The sequence below is a fragment of the Kribbella sindirgiensis genome (assembly GCF_004331435.1).
Taxonomy (GTDB): domain Bacteria; phylum Actinomycetota; class Actinomycetes; order Propionibacteriales; family Kribbellaceae; genus Kribbella; species Kribbella sindirgiensis.
In genome coordinates, this window is the sequence record NZ_SJKA01000007.1 from 162053 (window position 1) to 178076 (window position 16024).

The window sequence follows — 16024 nt, forward strand, 5'->3', positions numbered from 1 at the left end:
TAGCCGGTTGACTTCGCAGTCGGAGGAGGCAAAGGTTTACCTCATGGCGACGATCCCTGCGACCCTGCTGCTCGAGGACCGGGCCGCGCTGGCGATGAACGCGGTGACCGGCCTGGCCGACGACGACCTGGACGGCATCCCGTTCTTCAGTGCGAACCTGCTGGCCCGTCCTGCCCGCATGGACCACGGAGACTGGGACTACGGCTCCAGTCACGGACGGCTCACCGACGCGATCCTGCTGACCCGCCAGATGACCGGCGGCAAGGACTGGGACCCGCGCTGGGACACGATCGCCGACCGCTACCGGCAGCGGCTGTTCGCACTGCTCGCCGACGACGGCCTCACCTACCGCCAGACGCACCCCAAAGGCCACTGGCTGCCGAATGCCAACCTGATCGACCAGCGCGCCACGCTGCTCGCCATGACGACCGCGGTGGTCGCCGCCGACGATCCACAGGCCCAGCGTGCCGCGGACCGCCAGGTGGCCGCGCTGAAACGGATCGCGATCAAGGAGCGCGACGTCTGGTTCTACCCGGCATCGGAGTACACGACAGCCGGCTGGCCGTCGTCGAACGCGATCGACCTGCACCTCGCGCCCGACCCCGCCTCGTTCTCCGGCCGCCTGATCATGCCGCTGCTGCGCTACCACCAGGCGACCGGTAACACCGACGCACTGGAGCTGTGCGAGTGGTTCGCCCGGCTGATCGTCGAGAAGAGCGGTGTCTTCAACGCCGACGGGAGCTTCAACCCGGCCCGTGCGTACCGCAGCGGTCACTTCCACACGCGAGTCGGGACACTGGAGGGACTGGCCCGGCTGGCGCGGCACACCGGTGACCACGGGCTGACCCAGTTCGTGCGTCGCAGCTACGACTGGGTGCTCGGCGAAGCGACCCGGTTCGGCTGGACGCCTGGTGACCTTGCCGATCAACAGTACGAGCACGAGACCTGTTCACTCGTCGACCTCATCGGCCTGGGGACGACGCTGGCGGGCAACGGCCTCACGGAGTACTGGGCGGTCGTCGAGCGCTTCGTTCGTAACCACCTGGCCGCGTCGCAGCTGCAGGACGTCAGCTGGGTGGAGTCCGCACCGGACCGCTCGCAGGACGAGCCCGGTTGGCGGACGTACGTCGACGTGGGCGAGCGCGTCCTCGGCGCCTTCTGCGGGTACGGTGCTCCGAACGACTACGTGTCCGACGTACCGCTGGGGCGCGGCCACACCAATGACGTCCAGGCGTGCTGTGTCGGTTCTGGCGTCCGTGGACTGTTCTGGGCGTGGAACAGCATCGTCACCGGTGACCACCGGGTGACCCGAGTCAACCTGCTGCTCACGCGCGGCCACCACGCGGTCGACGTCATCAGCCACCTGCCGGTCGAGGGCAAGGTCGAGCTGCACGTCAACGAGCCGATGGACGAGCTCCGCGTGCGCATCCCCGACTGGGCTGGGTACGCGCGGCTGAGGTTGCAGCGTGGGGCCGACGAGTGGACCGGCGCCGAGCGGATCTGGGCGCCGGACGGGTACCTGTCGATTCCGAAGCCGCAGCCGGGGGAGCGCATCACGGTGACGTTCCCGATGGTCGAGCAGACCACCACAGAGCTTGCGGCCGGCAACGAGTTCCGGACCACCTGGCGCGGCGACGACGTCATCGCGATCGACCCGCCCGGCACGTCCCGCCCGATGTACGGCGACCGCCCGGAGCACGCCGGCGGCCTCCGCGAGTACGACCTCCACCGACCCGAGACGGAGTGGTCCTGGTGAAAACTGAATGGGTGCTGCCCGAGCTGCCGAGTGCGGCAGAGCTGTCAGGGCTGACGGCGTACGACCTGCGCTGTGAGCACCGTGTCGATCCGCTCGGGATCGGTACGGCGCGACCGCGGCTGAGCTGGCGACTGACGTCGCCGACTCGCGGCGATCGACAGGACGCGTTCCGGGTGCAGATGCTGCGTGACGGCGTACAGGTGTGGGACAGCGGATGGCGGAGTGAGTCGGCCACCTACGTCGACCACGGTGGTGCTCCGCTGACGTCGCAGACCGACCATGTTTGGCAGCTCTCGGTGCGGGATGCAGCCGGTGAGGTGTCGTCAGCGGAGGCGACCTTTGCGACCGGCCTCTTCCACCAGGACGAGTGGGAAGCGCACTGGATCGAGCACGACTACGAGACCGATCCGTACTTCGAGCCGCCGGTGGACCGCGCGGAGCCGCGGACGGTGCGGCAGGCAACCATCGCGCCGCCGCGCCATTACCGGCGCTCGTTCGAGCTGACCCAGCCGGTCACCAGAGCGCGGGTCTACGTGACGGCTCACGGTCTCTATCAGTTCAGCGCCAACGGTCAGCGGATCGGCAACGACGAGCTGACGCCGGGCTGGACGGACTATCGGGAGCGCGTCGCCTATCAGACGTACGACGTGACCGACGTGCTGCACGAGGGCGAGAACGTGATCGGCGCCGTCCTCGGTGAGGGCTGGTGGTCCGGGTACGTCGGATGGGACACGCGAAGCCACGCGCACCACTACGGCAAGAAACCGCAGCTGCTCGCGCAACTCGTCGTCGATCACCCGGACGGCTCGCGGACCGTGGTCGCGACTGACGGCCGCTGGGTGGAGCACGTCGGGCCGATCAGGTTCGCCGACCTGCTGATGGGCGAGTCGTACGACGCCAGGCACGAGCTCGGCGCGTGGTCCAGCCCGGGGTACGACGCCGGCGACTGGGCGCCTGCTGGTGACCTCGGCGGTGACGTGTCGACGCTCATCGCGGCGACGACGGACCCGGTGCGGGTGACCGAGGACGTGCCGGCGACCGCGGTCACCGCGCTCGCGCCAGGACGTTTCATCGTCGACCTCGGGCAGAACCTCGCCGGCCGCGTGCGCCTGCGGGTGCGCGGCGCCCAGGCCGGGGACCGGATTCGGCTGCGGCACGGCGAGATGCTGCAGGCGGACGGCGAGTTGTACACGGCCAACCTCCGCACCGCCGACGCCACCGACTACTTCGTCAGCGCCGGCGCGGGCGAGGAGTTCTTCGAGCCGATCTTCACCGTGCACGGCTTCCGGTACGTCGAGGTCGACGGCTACCCGGGTGAGCTGACCACGGCGGACGTCACCGGGCGGGCGCTGCATTCGGACACGCCGGTCGCGGGGCGGTTCGAGTGTTCGGACCCGGGCGTCAACCAGCTGCTCAGCAACATCCGGTGGGGGCAGCGCGGCAACTTCGTCAGCGTGCCGACGGACTGCCCGCAGCGCGACGAGCGGCTCGGGTGGACGGCGGACGCGCAGATCTTCCTGCCCACCGCGGCGTACCAGGCCGACGTGCTGACGTTCTTCGAGAACTGGTTCGCGGATCTCGCGGTCGCGCAGACCGACGAAGGCGCGATCCCCGATGTGATTCCCCACGTCATCACCGGCCGGCACGGCACACCGGCCTGGGCGGACGCGGCGACGATCGTGCCGTGGACCCTGTACCGGATCTACGGCGACGAGCGCGTCCTGCGGACCGCGTGGCCGGTGATGCGACGCTGGGTCGACTACGTGCACCGCGCCAACCCTGACCTGATCTGGCGGAAGCGGACGAGCGGTCACTACGGCGACTGGCTGCAGGTCGGCGTACAGACCGATCGGGACGTTCTCGCGACCGCGTACTTCGCACGGAGCGTGGAGTTCACGGCGGCAGCCGCCCAGGTGCTGGGGCTGGCCGACGAAGCAGCGGCGTACGGCGAACTGCGGGACAAGATCGCGGCGGCGTTCGTGGCGGAGTTCGTCGATGCCGAGGGCAAGGTTCGCGGCGAGACCCAGACCGGGTACCTGTTGCCGTTGGCGTTCGGGTTGCTGCCGGAGCAGACCGAGCAGGCGGCGGTGAAGCATCTGGTCGCGGATCTCGAGCTGCGCGGGCGATCGCTGACGACCGGGTTCGCCGGAGTCGCGCTGCTGTGCCCGATCCTGACGAAGTACGGGTACGCCGAGCTGGCGTACGACCTGCTGCACGACGATCGGTACCCCTCGTGGGGGTACTCGATCAAACACGGCGCGACGACGATCTGGGAGCGCTGGGACGGGTGGACCGAGGAGAACGGGTTCGGGCCGGTCGCGATGAACTCGTTCAACCACTACTCACTCGGCTCGGTCGGCGAATGGCTGTACGGCGATGTCGCCGGCATCAGCCAGTCACCCGAGTCCGTCGGCTTCCGGGACCTCGTCATCAAACCCAGCCCCGGCGGCCGCCTGAACTGGGCCGAGGCGTCGTACGACACCCCGACCGGCCGAGTCACCACCCGCTGGCAACAGTCCGACGGCACCCTGACCCTCGACGTCACCATCCCACCCGGCGCCACCGCCACCATCCACATCCCCACCACAAACCCCAACGCCACCAAGGAATCCGGCCACCCCCTGTCCCAGTCGAAGGACGTCACCCTCCTCGACCCCACCCCCGACACCACCATCTGCCGAATCTCATCCGGCACCTACCACTTCACCACCCCCGCCTAACCACCGCCACGCACCACACCACCCACCCCCACCTGCGCCGCATGTCCAGCCGACGCGCCCAGACAGCCCCAGCGGAACGCGCTCACGTTCCAGTTCCCGTCGTCGCCGGCGTCCCTTGGGACGCGGGCGATCACCACCGGGTTGTCCGTCGTTGGTGTCACGTTGAAGTCCTGGCCGCGCCGCCGGAGGACGTTTCGCGTTGCGCGTCGGCCGCGGACGCCGCCGCGGTCCGGATCAGGACCGTGACCAAGGCGGTCATCGCGAGAATGATGCAGAGCGCTAGCCAAGCGGCCAGTTCGGCGGCGGAAGCGTAGGCGGCTGGGCCTGGGTGGTCGCCGAGTTTGGTGAAGAAGATGGCACCCAGGGCGGCCACGCCGGTCACGCTGGCGAACTGTTGCGTGGTGGAGAGCATGCCCGAGGCGATACCAGCCTGGGCGGGTTTGACGCCGGCCATCGGAGCACCGATCAGGGACGGCAGGATGAGGCCGTTGCCGATGCCCATCAGGGCGGTGGAGACCAGCAGCACGGCCTGGGAGATCCCGCTGCCCTGGACCTGTAGGCCGACCGCAGCGATCAGCACGCTGACCGCGGTGACCAGCGAGCCGATGGTCAGCACCCGCAGACCGTACCTGGCGACCAGGCCCTTACCGGACAGCGAGGCGACCATCGCGAGAACTGCGGTGGGCGCGAAGATCAGGCCCGCATGCAGTGCGCTGAACTGGAGCCCAGACTGCAACAGCAGACTGAGGCAGAACACGTAGCTGGTGAAGAAGGCCATGAACGCCGCATTGATGGCAAGCCCAGCGTTGAAGACTTTGCTGCGGAACAGCGTCAGGTCCAGCAGCGGCTGTCCGCCGGTCCGCGCTATGCGACGTTCCCACAGCAGGGCGGCGGTCATGGCCGGGACCGATGCCACGAGCATCGCCCAGGCCCATATCGGCCAGCCGGTCTGGCGGCCCAGGACCAGCGGCACCAGCGCCAGCGCGAGAGACCCGGAAATGCCGAGGACGCCCAGGCCGTCCAGGCTCGGCCGCCGTCCCGACGTGGTGCTGGGCAGCAGGCGCAATGCGAAGGCGAGGACGACGACGCCGACTGGAACATTGACGAAGAAGATCACCCGCCAGCCCAAGCCGAACAGGTTGGACACCAGCAGCAGCCCGCCCACGACCTGGCCGCAAATGCCGCTCAGACCGCCGGTCACGCCAAACCAGGCGAGCGCGCGAGGGCGCTGCTCAGGCGCGAACGTGGCGGTGATCAGCGCGAGCACCTGCGGCACCATGCCGGCCGCTGTCAGGCCCTGCAGCATCCTGAAGATCACCAGCTCGGTGGGGTTCTGCGCGAGGCCGCACAGCACGGAGGCGACGGTGAAGCTCGTCATGCCGAGCAGGAACATGCGCCGGTAGCCGAACAGATCGCCCAAGCGCCCGCCGAGCACGAGTCCGGCCGCGTACGTGAAGACGTAGCCGCCCACGACCAGCTCCAGGGCCGCCTCACCGGCGCCGAGGTTCGCCTGGAGCGACGGGATCGTCACGTTCACGACATTGCCGTCGAAGCCGTACATGAAGAAGGCGGCCAGGACTACCGGCAGCATCAGCCATCGTCGGTCGTCGGTGCTGCTCATCCCACTCCCCAGTATGTCGAAAATCATCGAACGTCGAAAGTCATCGAACAGTATCACGGGATTCGACATTGACCTATCATGGAACTCATGACTGTCCTGCTGGAGCAAGCTCACCCGCCCGTCACGGAGCTGCGGTTGTCCAAGGTGCTCGCCGCACTGGCCGACCCCGGCCGCCTGGCGACCGTCCGGGCCCTGGCGCAGAAGGGCGAATCACCGTGCACGCGGCTACAACACGACGCCGGGCTCCAGATCAGCAGGTCCACGTTCTCGCATCACCAGAAGGTGCTCCGTGAAGCCGGGATCCTCCTGGTCCGCGTCCGTGGGGCGGAGCGAATCCTGTCACTGCGCCGGGACGACCTCGACTCGTGCTTTCCCGGACTACTGGACCTCGTGCTCAACACACCAGAGAAGCAGACCTGATCAGATTGGGCCGTTTGCACAACCCGGGGCGGTCCGCTGCCTATGGACGACTGGCGCGTCTCAAGTCTGAGTGGTGGGTGTGTGCGTGCGTGTGCTGCGATGCGTGCGGGGGAGGGTCAGCGGCGGGGGCGGTGGGGTGGGCGGGCGGTTGAGGCGCGGATGACCAGTTCGCCTTGGACGTGGGTGGTGGCGGTGCTGACGCGCGGGGTGAAGCGTTCCCAGGCTTGGCGGCCCAGTTCGACGGTGGAGACGGCGTAGGTCGTGAGGCCGGGGTCGGTGTGGGCGCTCATCGGGGCGTTGTCGATCCCGGCGACCGAGATGTCGCCGGGGACGGAGAGGCCGAGTTCGCGGAGACGGCTGAGGACGCCCACGGCGACGTGGTCGTTGAAGCAGATCATCGCGGTGGGCTTGTACGTCAGCGCCTCGTCCACCGCGTCCCGCCCGTCGACGAGTGTCGAGCCGCAGGGGACCCGGAAGATCGTGAGACCGGCGGCCTCGGGCGAGCGGAACCCGCGTTGGCGTTGCTGATCGGACCATGCGGCGGTCGGACCCTGGAGGTACGCGATCCGCTTGTGACCGAGGTCCGCGAGGTGTTCGCAGAGCGCGCGGACGCCGAGGTGGTAGTCGACCACGACCGCGCCGACCGCGGCGTGCCGCAGTACCCGGTTGATCAGGACGAGCCGGCGCGCGGCCTCGGCGACCTCGCGCAGGCGGGGCGTACTCATCCGCGGCGCGCACAGCAGCAGCCCGTCGACCCAGCGGGCGAGCTCGATCGCGGACCGGTACTCCTGCTCCGGGTCCTCCTCGGTGCCGGCGACCAGCGTGTGATGGTCGGTCGCGGCGGCCTCGGCGGCGACACCCTTGAGGATCTCGGCGAAGTACGGGTTGCCGAGGTCCGGTACGACGACGCCGACCGTCCGGCTGCTGCCGCGCAACAACGTCTGGGCGGCCGGGTTCGGCCGGTACCCGACGTCCTGGGCCGCGACGCGGACGCGGTCGGCGACCTCCGGCGAGACCGGCTTGCCGCCGCTCAGCACCCGCGACACGGTCGCCGTCGACACCTCGGCCAGCCGCGCCACGTCATGGATGGTGGCCCGGGCGCCTCGGTCGGGAACAGACTTTCTCACCGGCCCATTGGACCACGACCACGGCGCGGATCGCTGCCGAGAGAGCGATGTAAACCTTTGCCCGATTTGCCCGACCGAACTCTTGACGGCACCCAGCCTGCCTGCGAATGTAGCGAGGAAAAGGATTACCCGCCCACCGCCCCGGGCTCTGTTGCGGCGGTCCGCGCGAGGAGACCGCCGTGCGCAATCGCCTGTTGAGCCTGCTTCTGGTCGTGCTCGCGGGAGCAACCCTGCTCACCCTCTCGGCCGGTACGGCGACGGCCGCGAACCCGGCGACGTACGGACCGTTCGACCCACGGATCGAGCTCGACGGGCACTGGGGCCGTGACGACGACGTCGCGATCACCGTGAACTCGGGCTCGTCGGTCCGGCTGCGGTTCACCGGCTCGCATCTCGGCGTACTGCTCGACACCGCGTCGATCACCGTCCCGGCGCAGCTGTACGTCGCGATCGACGGCCAGGAGCCGGTGCTGCACAAGGCGGACGCGGACCACAAGGTGTTCGCCGACGACCTCGATCCGACGGTGGCGCACACCGCGGAGATCGTGGTCAAGGACGTCGACGAGTACGTGAACCGCTGGAACGTCCCGCTGCAGACCGGCGTCGTGCTGGAGAAGATCGAGCTCGCGCCGGACGCCAAGCTGATCCCGCTGCCGACGACCGCGGAGCACCGCATCGAGTTCTACGGCGACTCGATCACGCAGGGCGTGATGGCGCTGTGTGCCGAGCTCGGGACCGACTGCGCGGACGGCACCAAGGCGTACCCGCACCTGGTCGGGGCGGCGTTCGGCGCCGACACGAACCAGGTCGGCTTCGGCAAGCAGGGCATCATTCAGCCTGGTCACGGCAACGTCGGTACGGCGTCCGAGTCGTTCGGCTGGAACCTCGCCGGCTTCCCGGCCGCACCGTTCGATCCGGGCGCGGTCGTGGTCAACTTCGGGACGAACGACGCGGCGTCGACGAGCGCGGAGTTCACCCCGGCGTACCTGGCCTACCTGCGGAAGATCCGCGCCGCGGACCCGCAGGCGCTGATCGTTGCCCTGCGCCCCTTCAACGGCACGCACGCCGACGACATCAGGGCGGCGGTCGCGGCCGCGAAGGATCATCGCATTTTGTACGTCGACACGACGGGCTGGCTCGGACCGGGCGACTTCAACGGCAGTACGCATCCGAACGTCCAAGGTCACCAGGTCGCCGCGACCAAACTCACCGCGGTGCTCAAACGTCTGACCGGCTGGGCTACCGGCCCCAGCGGTACGCCGAAACTCGCGCCGCTGGGACTCGAGGACGCGACCTGCTCGGACACCCCGCTGAGCCTCACGTACCAAGGCCCGGTCCGTCTCGGCGTCACCGGCAAACTCACCATCCACGCGGCGAACGGGGAAGTCGTCGACACGATCAGCCTGGCGGACCTCACGTCGTACCACCGGACCGTCGGCGACGCCCGTACTGACTACGGCGAGCTGCACACGTGGACCTACCAGGCGGTCGTGGTCGACGGGCGGACCGTGAAGATCTACCCACACCAGCGGCTCAAACCCGGCCAGGTGTACTACGTCACGGTCGATCCCGGGTTCGTGCATGGCGATCCAGGCATCACGAAGGCCGACGGCTGGCGGATCCGCACGCGACAGGATCCGCAGAGCGACGGCTATCTGACCGTAGGACGCGGCCGGGACTTCTGCACGGTGCAGGCGGCGATCGACTTTGTCGGCGAGGGGCACCAGGCGACGATCGACGTCGCGCCCGGTCTCTACCGCGAGCTCGTCTGGGTGCCGCCGACCAAGCCCGGTCTCACGATCCGCGGTGCGGGCGCCGGCAGGACCGTGATCGGGTACCCGAACAACAACCTGCTCAACGGCGACTCCGCGATGGGCAGTGTCCCGATCGAGCAGTCGTACTGCCAGCGTCGCGTGATCCCGCAGTCGGACCGGTTCAACTGCTGGCGGTCCGCGATGGGCGTGTTCGCCGACGACTTCACGATGACGGACGTGACCGTGCAGAACCTCACGCCGTACCGCGGGTCGCAGGCCGAGGCGTTCTTCGGCAACGGGAACCGGATCGTGCTGGCGCGGGTTCGCATCCTCGGGTACCAGGACAGCCTCCGCCTGCAAGGACAGGCGTTCGTGACGAACAGCTACGTCGAGGGTGACGTGGACTTCGTCTGGGGCACCGGCGGTGTGTTCATGCAGGATTCGGAGCTGAAGGCGCTGCACGAGGGCTACTACAACCAGGTCCGGAACATCGACAACGGGCCGGGCAACATCTTCGTGCGGGTGCGGCTGACCCGCGCGCCGGAGGTGGCCGACGACAGCGTGTTCCTGGCTCGGGCGGAGCTCAGCCGGTTCCCGACCAGCCAGGCCGTGTTCATCGACTCCGCGATGGACAGCCACGTGAAGAAGACCGGCTGGCAGATCACCAGCCCCAACGACTGCGCGGCCGCCGGCCAGATCCGGTTCTGGGAGTACCACAGCACCGACCTGGCCGGTCAGCCGCTCGACACCAGCACACGACTCGCGTGCTCCCGGCAGCTCGGCGACGACGAGGCGGCGCAGCTGCGCGACCCGGCGTTCGTGTTCGGCGGCTGGCACCCGATCGTTCCCCGCCTCGAAAGGTGATCCATCATGAAGAACGTCAACCGTCGGACCATTCTCGGAGGTGCTCTCGCTGTGAGCGCTACCGGCTGGCCTCTCAAGGCGTCGGCCACGGAGGTCCCGGCGGGCGGTGTGCAGCCGCGTCCGGCGCCGCGGCCCGTTGCGCCGGTGAACGCTGAGATCGCGGCCGCCCACGCGGCGACGTACAAGACGCTGCCGCAGGTCGTCGTCGGGGTGGACGTCGAGGAGCTGATGAAGATCCACACAGCGGCGGACGCCGACGCACTGCGTCCACAGCTCGTCGCACAGGTGTGGAAGGACACCGGCGTGCTGCCGACCGATCTGCCCACGGTGACGCGTGACATCGGTGTGCCGGCCGCGCTGCCGGAGTTCACCGGCGTACGGCGCTACGACCAAATCGACGTGGCGATGCCGTTCGGGTACGTCGCCACGGTGTTCGTACTTGAGCCGACGCAGAGCACGCACCGGCGGGTCGCGTTCTACCACAACGGGCACGGTGAGGGTCTGGACACGATGCAGCGGGTCGCACAGGGCCTGCTCGACCACGGGTACACCGTGCTGCTGTTCGCCATGCCGTTCTACCACTGGAACCCGAAGACGCTGCAGGACCCGGCCGACCCCACCAAGCAGCTACAGCCGTCGCACAACGACCTGCCGCAGTGGGCCTCGGACACGTACTCGCCGCTCGCGCTGTTCCTCACACCGCTGGCCGTGGCGATGAACTACGTGCAGGCGACGTACCGTCCGTCGTCGGTGCAGATGATCGGGCTGTCCGGCGGTGGCTGGGCGACGAGTGTGTACCCGGCGCTCGACACGCGGATCACCCGGTCGTACCCGACCGCCGGCTCGCTGCCGTTCTTCGTCCGGCCGGGGTCGCCGAAGCCGAGCCCGACGCGCGGTGACTGGGAGCAGCGGTTGGACATGCAGCCCGGGTTCTACGGGCTGGCCGACTTCCCGGACTTCTACGCGCTCGCGTCCGTCGGGCGGAACCGGCGGCAGATCCAGATCCTCAACCGGTTCGACGAGTGCTGCTTCAACGGCGTCGGGCACCGGTCGTACGAGGCGGCTGTGCGGCAGCGGATCGCCGTGATCGGGACCGATGCGGTGAGCAACGAGTCGAACGGCCACTGGGAGCTGCTGGAGGACGCGACCCACGGCGACCACACGATCAGCCCGTACGCGCTGTCGGTGATCCTGTGGGATCTCGACGTCCACTGCGCGCACCTGCCCTAGTGTCCTGAGTCGAAAGGTCGCGATATAAGTCCAGGCTCGAAGCCCTCATCATGGCCGGCCGGCAGCACGTTCCCCAGCACGACCAGCGCCGACGGCATCTTTGTGCACCCACCAACCCAATCCCGGCCGTTTGCGTGGTCGAGCCGTGCACAAAGAAGCGCCGCGCCGCGACGCGACGCGGCGCGACGCGACCGGGCTTTGGGGAGGTTTACCCTCCCGAAATGGGCTGTAGAGCTCCCCGGTTCCGTCCACGGACCTCCCCAAACCGGTTTGGGGGGGTGCCTCTTCGTCTTTGTGCACGGCTCGACCAGAAACCGGCCGGAAAAATGGTTGGTGGGTGCACAAAGATGCCGTCGGCGCTGGCTGTGCTGGATGAGGTGCCGCGGGCCGGCCGTGATGACGTCTTCGGGCCTGGACTTAGCTCACGAACTTCGGGCGCAGGACACTAGCGGATCTGGTGAACGTCCTTCACCGGACGGCGGTTGACAGTGACGTTGTCGAAGGTCAGCGCTGCGTGCTGGACGGTGCTCGGCTGGTCGACGGTGAACGTGCAGTCGACCAGCCGGAAGTCCTCGATTCGGGAGTTCCGGTAGCCGCGGAGCAGGAGCGCGTTGCGCGCGTGCTCGACCTTCACCCCGCGCAGCTCGACGTTCCGCACGGACGGCGTGAGCGGGCCGGCCTCGCCCTCACCGCGGTGGAAGTTGCACTGGACAACTTCCTTCAGAACGTCGGAGACCGTGATGTCGCGCAGGTAGACGTTCTCCACGAAACCGCCCCGCACCGCATTGGTCTTGATGTACAAGGCGAAGTACGGGCCGCCGATCCGGCAGTTGCGGACGTACACGTTGCGGATACCGCCGGTCAGGTCCGAACCGAGCGTGATCGCGCCGTACTTGACCCGCAGCTCGCAGTCCTCGATCAGCACGTCCTCGGTCGGTACGTCGACCCGCAGGCCGTCCGCCTCACGCCCGGACTTGAGCGCGATGCAGTCGTCGCCGGCGTCGATCACGCAACCGGAGACGACGACCGAGCGGCACGACTCGAGGTCGATGCCGTCGTTGTTCGGTCCCTGCGAGTCGATGATCAGATCGCGGATCGTCACGTTGCTGCAGAGCACCGGGTGGATCTGCCAGAACGGTGAACGGACGACGGTGACGCCCTCGATCAGCACGTTGGTGCAGTTGTACGGCTGCACGAAGCTGGATCGCAGCCGGTTGCCCCGCAGCCGGTCCGCGAGTGGCACGCCGTACCAGCTCTGTTCGCGGAGTGTCGTGAACTCCTCGTCGCACTCGTGGAACCACTGCCACCAGTTGTCCCACGAGCCTTGCCCGTCGAGCATCCCGGTGCCGGTGATCGCGATGTCGGTGCAGCCGTTCGCGTAGATCATCGGCGCGTGATTCAGTACGTCGAGACCTTCGTAGCGCGTCTCGACGAGCGGGAGGTAGTCGGCCGGGTCGGTGCTGAACAGGAGCGTGGCGCCCTCGCTGACGTGCAGCTCGACCGACGACAGCAGGCGGATCCCGGTGGTGTGCCAGCGCCCGGGTGGTACGACGACACGCCCGCCGCCGGCCTGATGGCATGCCTGGATGGCGGCCGCGATACCGGGACCGGCGTCGTCCTCGACCGCGCCGTACGAGGTGATCGGGAAGTCGACGGCGGGAAAGACAGGCGGCCGGGCATCGGCGAGGATGCGGTCGGCGTCGGCCCAACCGGCGGTCACGTGAGCTGTGCCGGGTCCGTGATGAGCTGACCGTTGACGTGGAAGTTCTGGAACGTCAGCTCGGTGTCCTGGATCGAGCTCGCGGCGTCGATGCTGGTGTACGTGCAGTCGATCAGCCGGAAGTCCTGGATCGGCGACCGCGGGTACCCGAAGATCGAGAACGCGTTCCGGGCGTGGCCGACGTTCACGTTGCGCAGCTCGACGTTCCGCACCCGCGGTGTCAGTGGGCCGACGTCGCCCTCGCTGCGGTAGAAGTTGCAGGACACGACTTCCTTGGTCAGGTTCGAGATGTCGAGGTCGCGCAGGTAGATGTTCTCGGCGAAGCCGCCGCGGACCGAGTTCGTCTTGATGTACAGGCCGAAGTACAGGTTCGGGCTGCCGATCGTGCAGTTCCGGACGAACACGTTCCGGACGCCGCCGGTCATCTCGCTGCCGATCGTGATCGCGCCGTACCGGATGTTCAGCGTGCAGTTCTCGATCAGGATGTTCTCCGACGGCAGGTTGATCCGCAGGCCGTCGGCGCCCTTGCCGGACTTGATCGCGATGCAGTCGTCACCGCAGTTGAACGTGCAGTCGTGGATGTGGACGTACTGCGAACTCTCCGGGTTGACGCCGTCGTTGTTCGGCCCGCGGCTGTCGATGTTGAGGCCGCGCACGGTGATGTTGCGCGACAGCACCGGGTGCACCTCCCAGAACGGCGACCGGAGGATCGTGACGCCCTCGATCAGCACGTTGCGGCAGGACTGGGTCTCGATGAACGCGGCGCGCAGGTGGTGGCCGTCGCCGAACACGCGGTCCGCGACCGGTACGCCGTCGGCCGCCATCTGCTGCAGCGCCTGGGCGTCGGGGCCGGACGGGGTGACCCAGGACCACCAGTTGTCCCAGGTCGCGCCGCCGTCGAGGGTGCCGGTGCCGGTGACGGCGATGTTCTCGCAGTCGCGGGCGTAGATGAGCGGCGAGTAGTTCATGCATTCCTGACCCTCGAAACGGGTCAGCACGACTGGGAGGTACTGCGCGGGGTCGGTGCTGAAGAGCAGCGTCGCGCCGTCGGAGACGTGCAGGTTGACGTTGGACTTCAGGTGGATCGCGCCGGTCAGGAAGGTGCCGGCCGGTACGACGACCCGCCCGCCGCCGGCCCGATGACAGGCGTCGATCGCCTTCGCGATCGCGTCCGTCGCGAGGGTCGTACCGTCGGCGACCGCCCCGAAGGTCGTGATCGAGAAGTCGTGGGCACGAAACCGCGGCGGGACCGTCCTGCGCAGGATCTCGCCCGCCTGCGCCCAGCCGGGACCGGGGTCCAGGGGACTTGCTTGCGCAACAGTTGGAACGAGAGAAGACGCGAGCGTGGTGCCTGCCGTCAGTTTGAGGAAGGTCTTGCGCGTGAGCATGGAGGCTCCTTCAGTTGTCGACGCGGGTGCCGTTGATCCAGACCTGGTTCAGGCGCAGGCCTTCGACGTTCTCGATCACGTTGTCCTCGGTGATCGCGTCGAAGCGGCACTGGTGCAGGTGGATGTCGCGCAGCGGGTCGTCGGTGAGGCCGAGCAGGTTGAGGGCGCGCGGCGCGGACGCCACGGTGAGCTGGCTGATCGTGATGCCGTGCACGTCCGGCGGATACGCCCCGGTCGTCACGTTCGCGTAGTTGAGCACGATCTCGATCGCCGAGTCGGCGGCCTGCCCGACCGTCACCCGGCGGACGTCGATGTTCGTGATCGTCCCGCCGCGGTCCGGGTTGCTCTTGATCCGGATCGCGCGCTCGAGATGCGGGCTGCTCATCCGGCAGTCGCGGACGAAGATGTCCATCACGCCGCCGCTGGTCTCGCTGCCCGCGGTCACGCCGCCGTTCCCGTCGGCCATCTCGCAGTTCCGCACGACGGCGTACCGGGCCGGCACGTTCACCCGCCGGCCGTCGGCGTCCTTCCCGGACTTGAAGGCGATGCAGTCGTCGCCGGTGGAGATCGTGCAGTTCTCGATCAGGACGTCGGTACACGACTCCGCGTCGATACCGTCGTTGTTCGGCCCGTCGGGGCTGTCGACGGTGACGCCGCGGATCGTGACGTTGCGGCAGAGCACCGGGTGGATGTTCCACATCGGCGAGTCCTTGACCGTGATGCCGTCGAGCAGCACGTTCTCGCAGCGGTTGAACTGCAGCAGGTTCGGCCGCAGGGTGTGACCCGCGCCGAAGACCCGCTGCTCCACCGGAACACCCGCCGCGGCCATCTGGATCAGTAGCGTCTTGTCCGGTCCCTCGTTCGGCGGCGGCCCGCCGGTCCAGTCCCACCAGTGCGTCGCGTCGGCGCGCCCGTCGAGCACGCCCTGACCGGTGACCGCGATGTCGCGCTGACCGTACGCGTAGACGAACGCGGAGTAGTTGTAGCACTCCGTCCCCTCGTAGCGCGTCGCGACGACCGGGAGGTACGCCGCGGGGTCCTGACTGAACGCCAGCCGCGCTCCGGCCGCCAGGTGCAGGTCGACGCGACTGAGCAGATGTACGGCGCCGGTCCGGTAGTCACCCGCCGGTACCACGACGTGTCCGCCGCCGCGCCGGTGACAGGTCTCGATCGCCGCGCGGAGCGCCGCCGTACAGTCGGTCGCGTCGTCGCCGACGGCGCCGAAGTCGGTCACGTCGTACCAGCGGTCCGGGAACCGCGGCGGGCGGATCCTGCGCAGGATCGCGGCCACTTGCGCGTCCGGTGCGGTTTCGGCGGCGGCCGGGGCGGTACCGCCGCCGAGAAGGGACAGAACAGCTCCACCGGCGAACAGGACGGTACGGCGACTAACTGGGGCGGTCATCCGCGGCTCCTTGCGTGCAAAC

The 16024-nt window shown here is 68.5% G+C and carries 11 protein-coding genes; 5 read left to right on the forward strand and 6 right to left on the reverse strand.

Features of this window, described 5'->3' with window-relative positions:
• Window positions 1-43 precede the first annotated feature (43 nt).
• The gene (locus E0H50_RS21405) at window positions 44-1756 is read left to right on the forward strand and encodes a glycoside hydrolase family protein (RefSeq protein ID WP_165547238.1); all 1713 of its coding nucleotides are present in this window, start codon (window positions 44-46) and stop codon (window positions 1754-1756) included.
• The gene (locus E0H50_RS21410) at window positions 1753-4476 is read left to right on the forward strand and encodes a glycoside hydrolase family 78 protein (RefSeq protein WP_131291307.1); all 2724 of its coding nucleotides are present in this window, start codon (window positions 1753-1755) and stop codon (window positions 4474-4476) included. Before E0H50_RS21405 ends, E0H50_RS21410 begins: the two co-directional genes overlap by 4 nt.
• Here E0H50_RS21410 and E0H50_RS43045 read toward each other — a convergent pair.
• Window positions 4473-4637 (reverse strand): hypothetical protein, encoded by a 165-nt coding sequence (locus tag E0H50_RS43045; RefSeq protein ID WP_165547239.1) that lies wholly within the window; start codon window positions 4635-4637, stop codon window positions 4473-4475. The genes E0H50_RS21410 and E0H50_RS43045 overlap by 4 nt on opposite strands.
• Window positions 4634-6097 (reverse strand): MFS transporter, encoded by a 1464-nt coding sequence (locus E0H50_RS21415; RefSeq protein WP_131291309.1) that lies wholly within the window; start codon window positions 6095-6097, stop codon window positions 4634-4636. The genes E0H50_RS43045 and E0H50_RS21415 overlap by 4 nt, the downstream gene beginning before the upstream one ends.
• A gap of 87 nt (window positions 6098-6184) precedes the next feature.
• Here E0H50_RS21415 and E0H50_RS21420 point away from each other — a divergent pair, with 87 nt between their 5' ends.
• Window positions 6185-6517, forward strand: a complete 333-nt coding sequence (locus E0H50_RS21420) for an ArsR/SmtB family transcription factor (protein ID WP_131291311.1) — start codon at window positions 6185-6187, stop codon at window positions 6515-6517.
• A gap of 116 nt (window positions 6518-6633) precedes the next feature.
• On the opposite strand, the gene E0H50_RS21425 is transcribed toward E0H50_RS21420, so the two are convergent.
• Window positions 6634-7644, reverse strand: a complete 1011-nt coding sequence (locus E0H50_RS21425) for a LacI family DNA-binding transcriptional regulator (protein ID WP_165547240.1) — start codon at window positions 7642-7644, stop codon at window positions 6634-6636.
• 179 nt (window positions 7645-7823) lie between these two features.
• Here E0H50_RS21425 and E0H50_RS21430 point away from each other — a divergent pair, with 179 nt between their 5' ends.
• Both E0H50_RS21430 and E0H50_RS21435 read left to right on the forward strand, forming a co-directional pair.
• Window positions 7824-10262, forward strand: a complete 2439-nt coding sequence (locus E0H50_RS21430) for a pectinesterase family protein (protein WP_131291315.1) — start codon at window positions 7824-7826, stop codon at window positions 10260-10262.
• A gap of 6 nt (window positions 10263-10268) precedes the next feature.
• Window positions 10269-11492, forward strand: coding sequence for a hypothetical protein (locus E0H50_RS21435; RefSeq protein ID WP_131291317.1), 1224 nt, complete (start codon window positions 10269-10271; stop codon window positions 11490-11492).
• Between the two features lie 445 nt (window positions 11493-11937).
• On the opposite strand, the gene E0H50_RS21440 is transcribed toward E0H50_RS21435, so the two are convergent.
• From E0H50_RS21440 to E0H50_RS21450, 3 genes are read right to left on the reverse strand one after another with little or no spacing between them, the layout of a single operon-like run.
• On the reverse strand, window positions 11938-13212 hold the full coding sequence (locus tag E0H50_RS21440) for a glycoside hydrolase family 28 protein (RefSeq protein ID WP_131291319.1): 1275 nt from the start codon (window positions 13210-13212) through the stop codon (window positions 11938-11940).
• Window positions 13209-14600: a glycoside hydrolase family 28 protein gene (locus tag E0H50_RS21445; RefSeq protein ID WP_131291321.1), complete on the reverse strand. Its 1392-nt coding sequence runs from the start codon at window positions 14598-14600 to the stop codon at window positions 13209-13211. Before E0H50_RS21445 ends, E0H50_RS21440 begins: the two co-directional genes overlap by 4 nt.
• 10 nt (window positions 14601-14610) lie before the next feature.
• Complete coding sequence (locus E0H50_RS21450) at window positions 14611-16002, reverse strand: glycoside hydrolase family 28 protein (protein ID WP_202868259.1); 1392 nt, start codon at window positions 16000-16002, stop codon at window positions 14611-14613.
• Window positions 16003-16024: the final 22 nt, after the last annotated feature.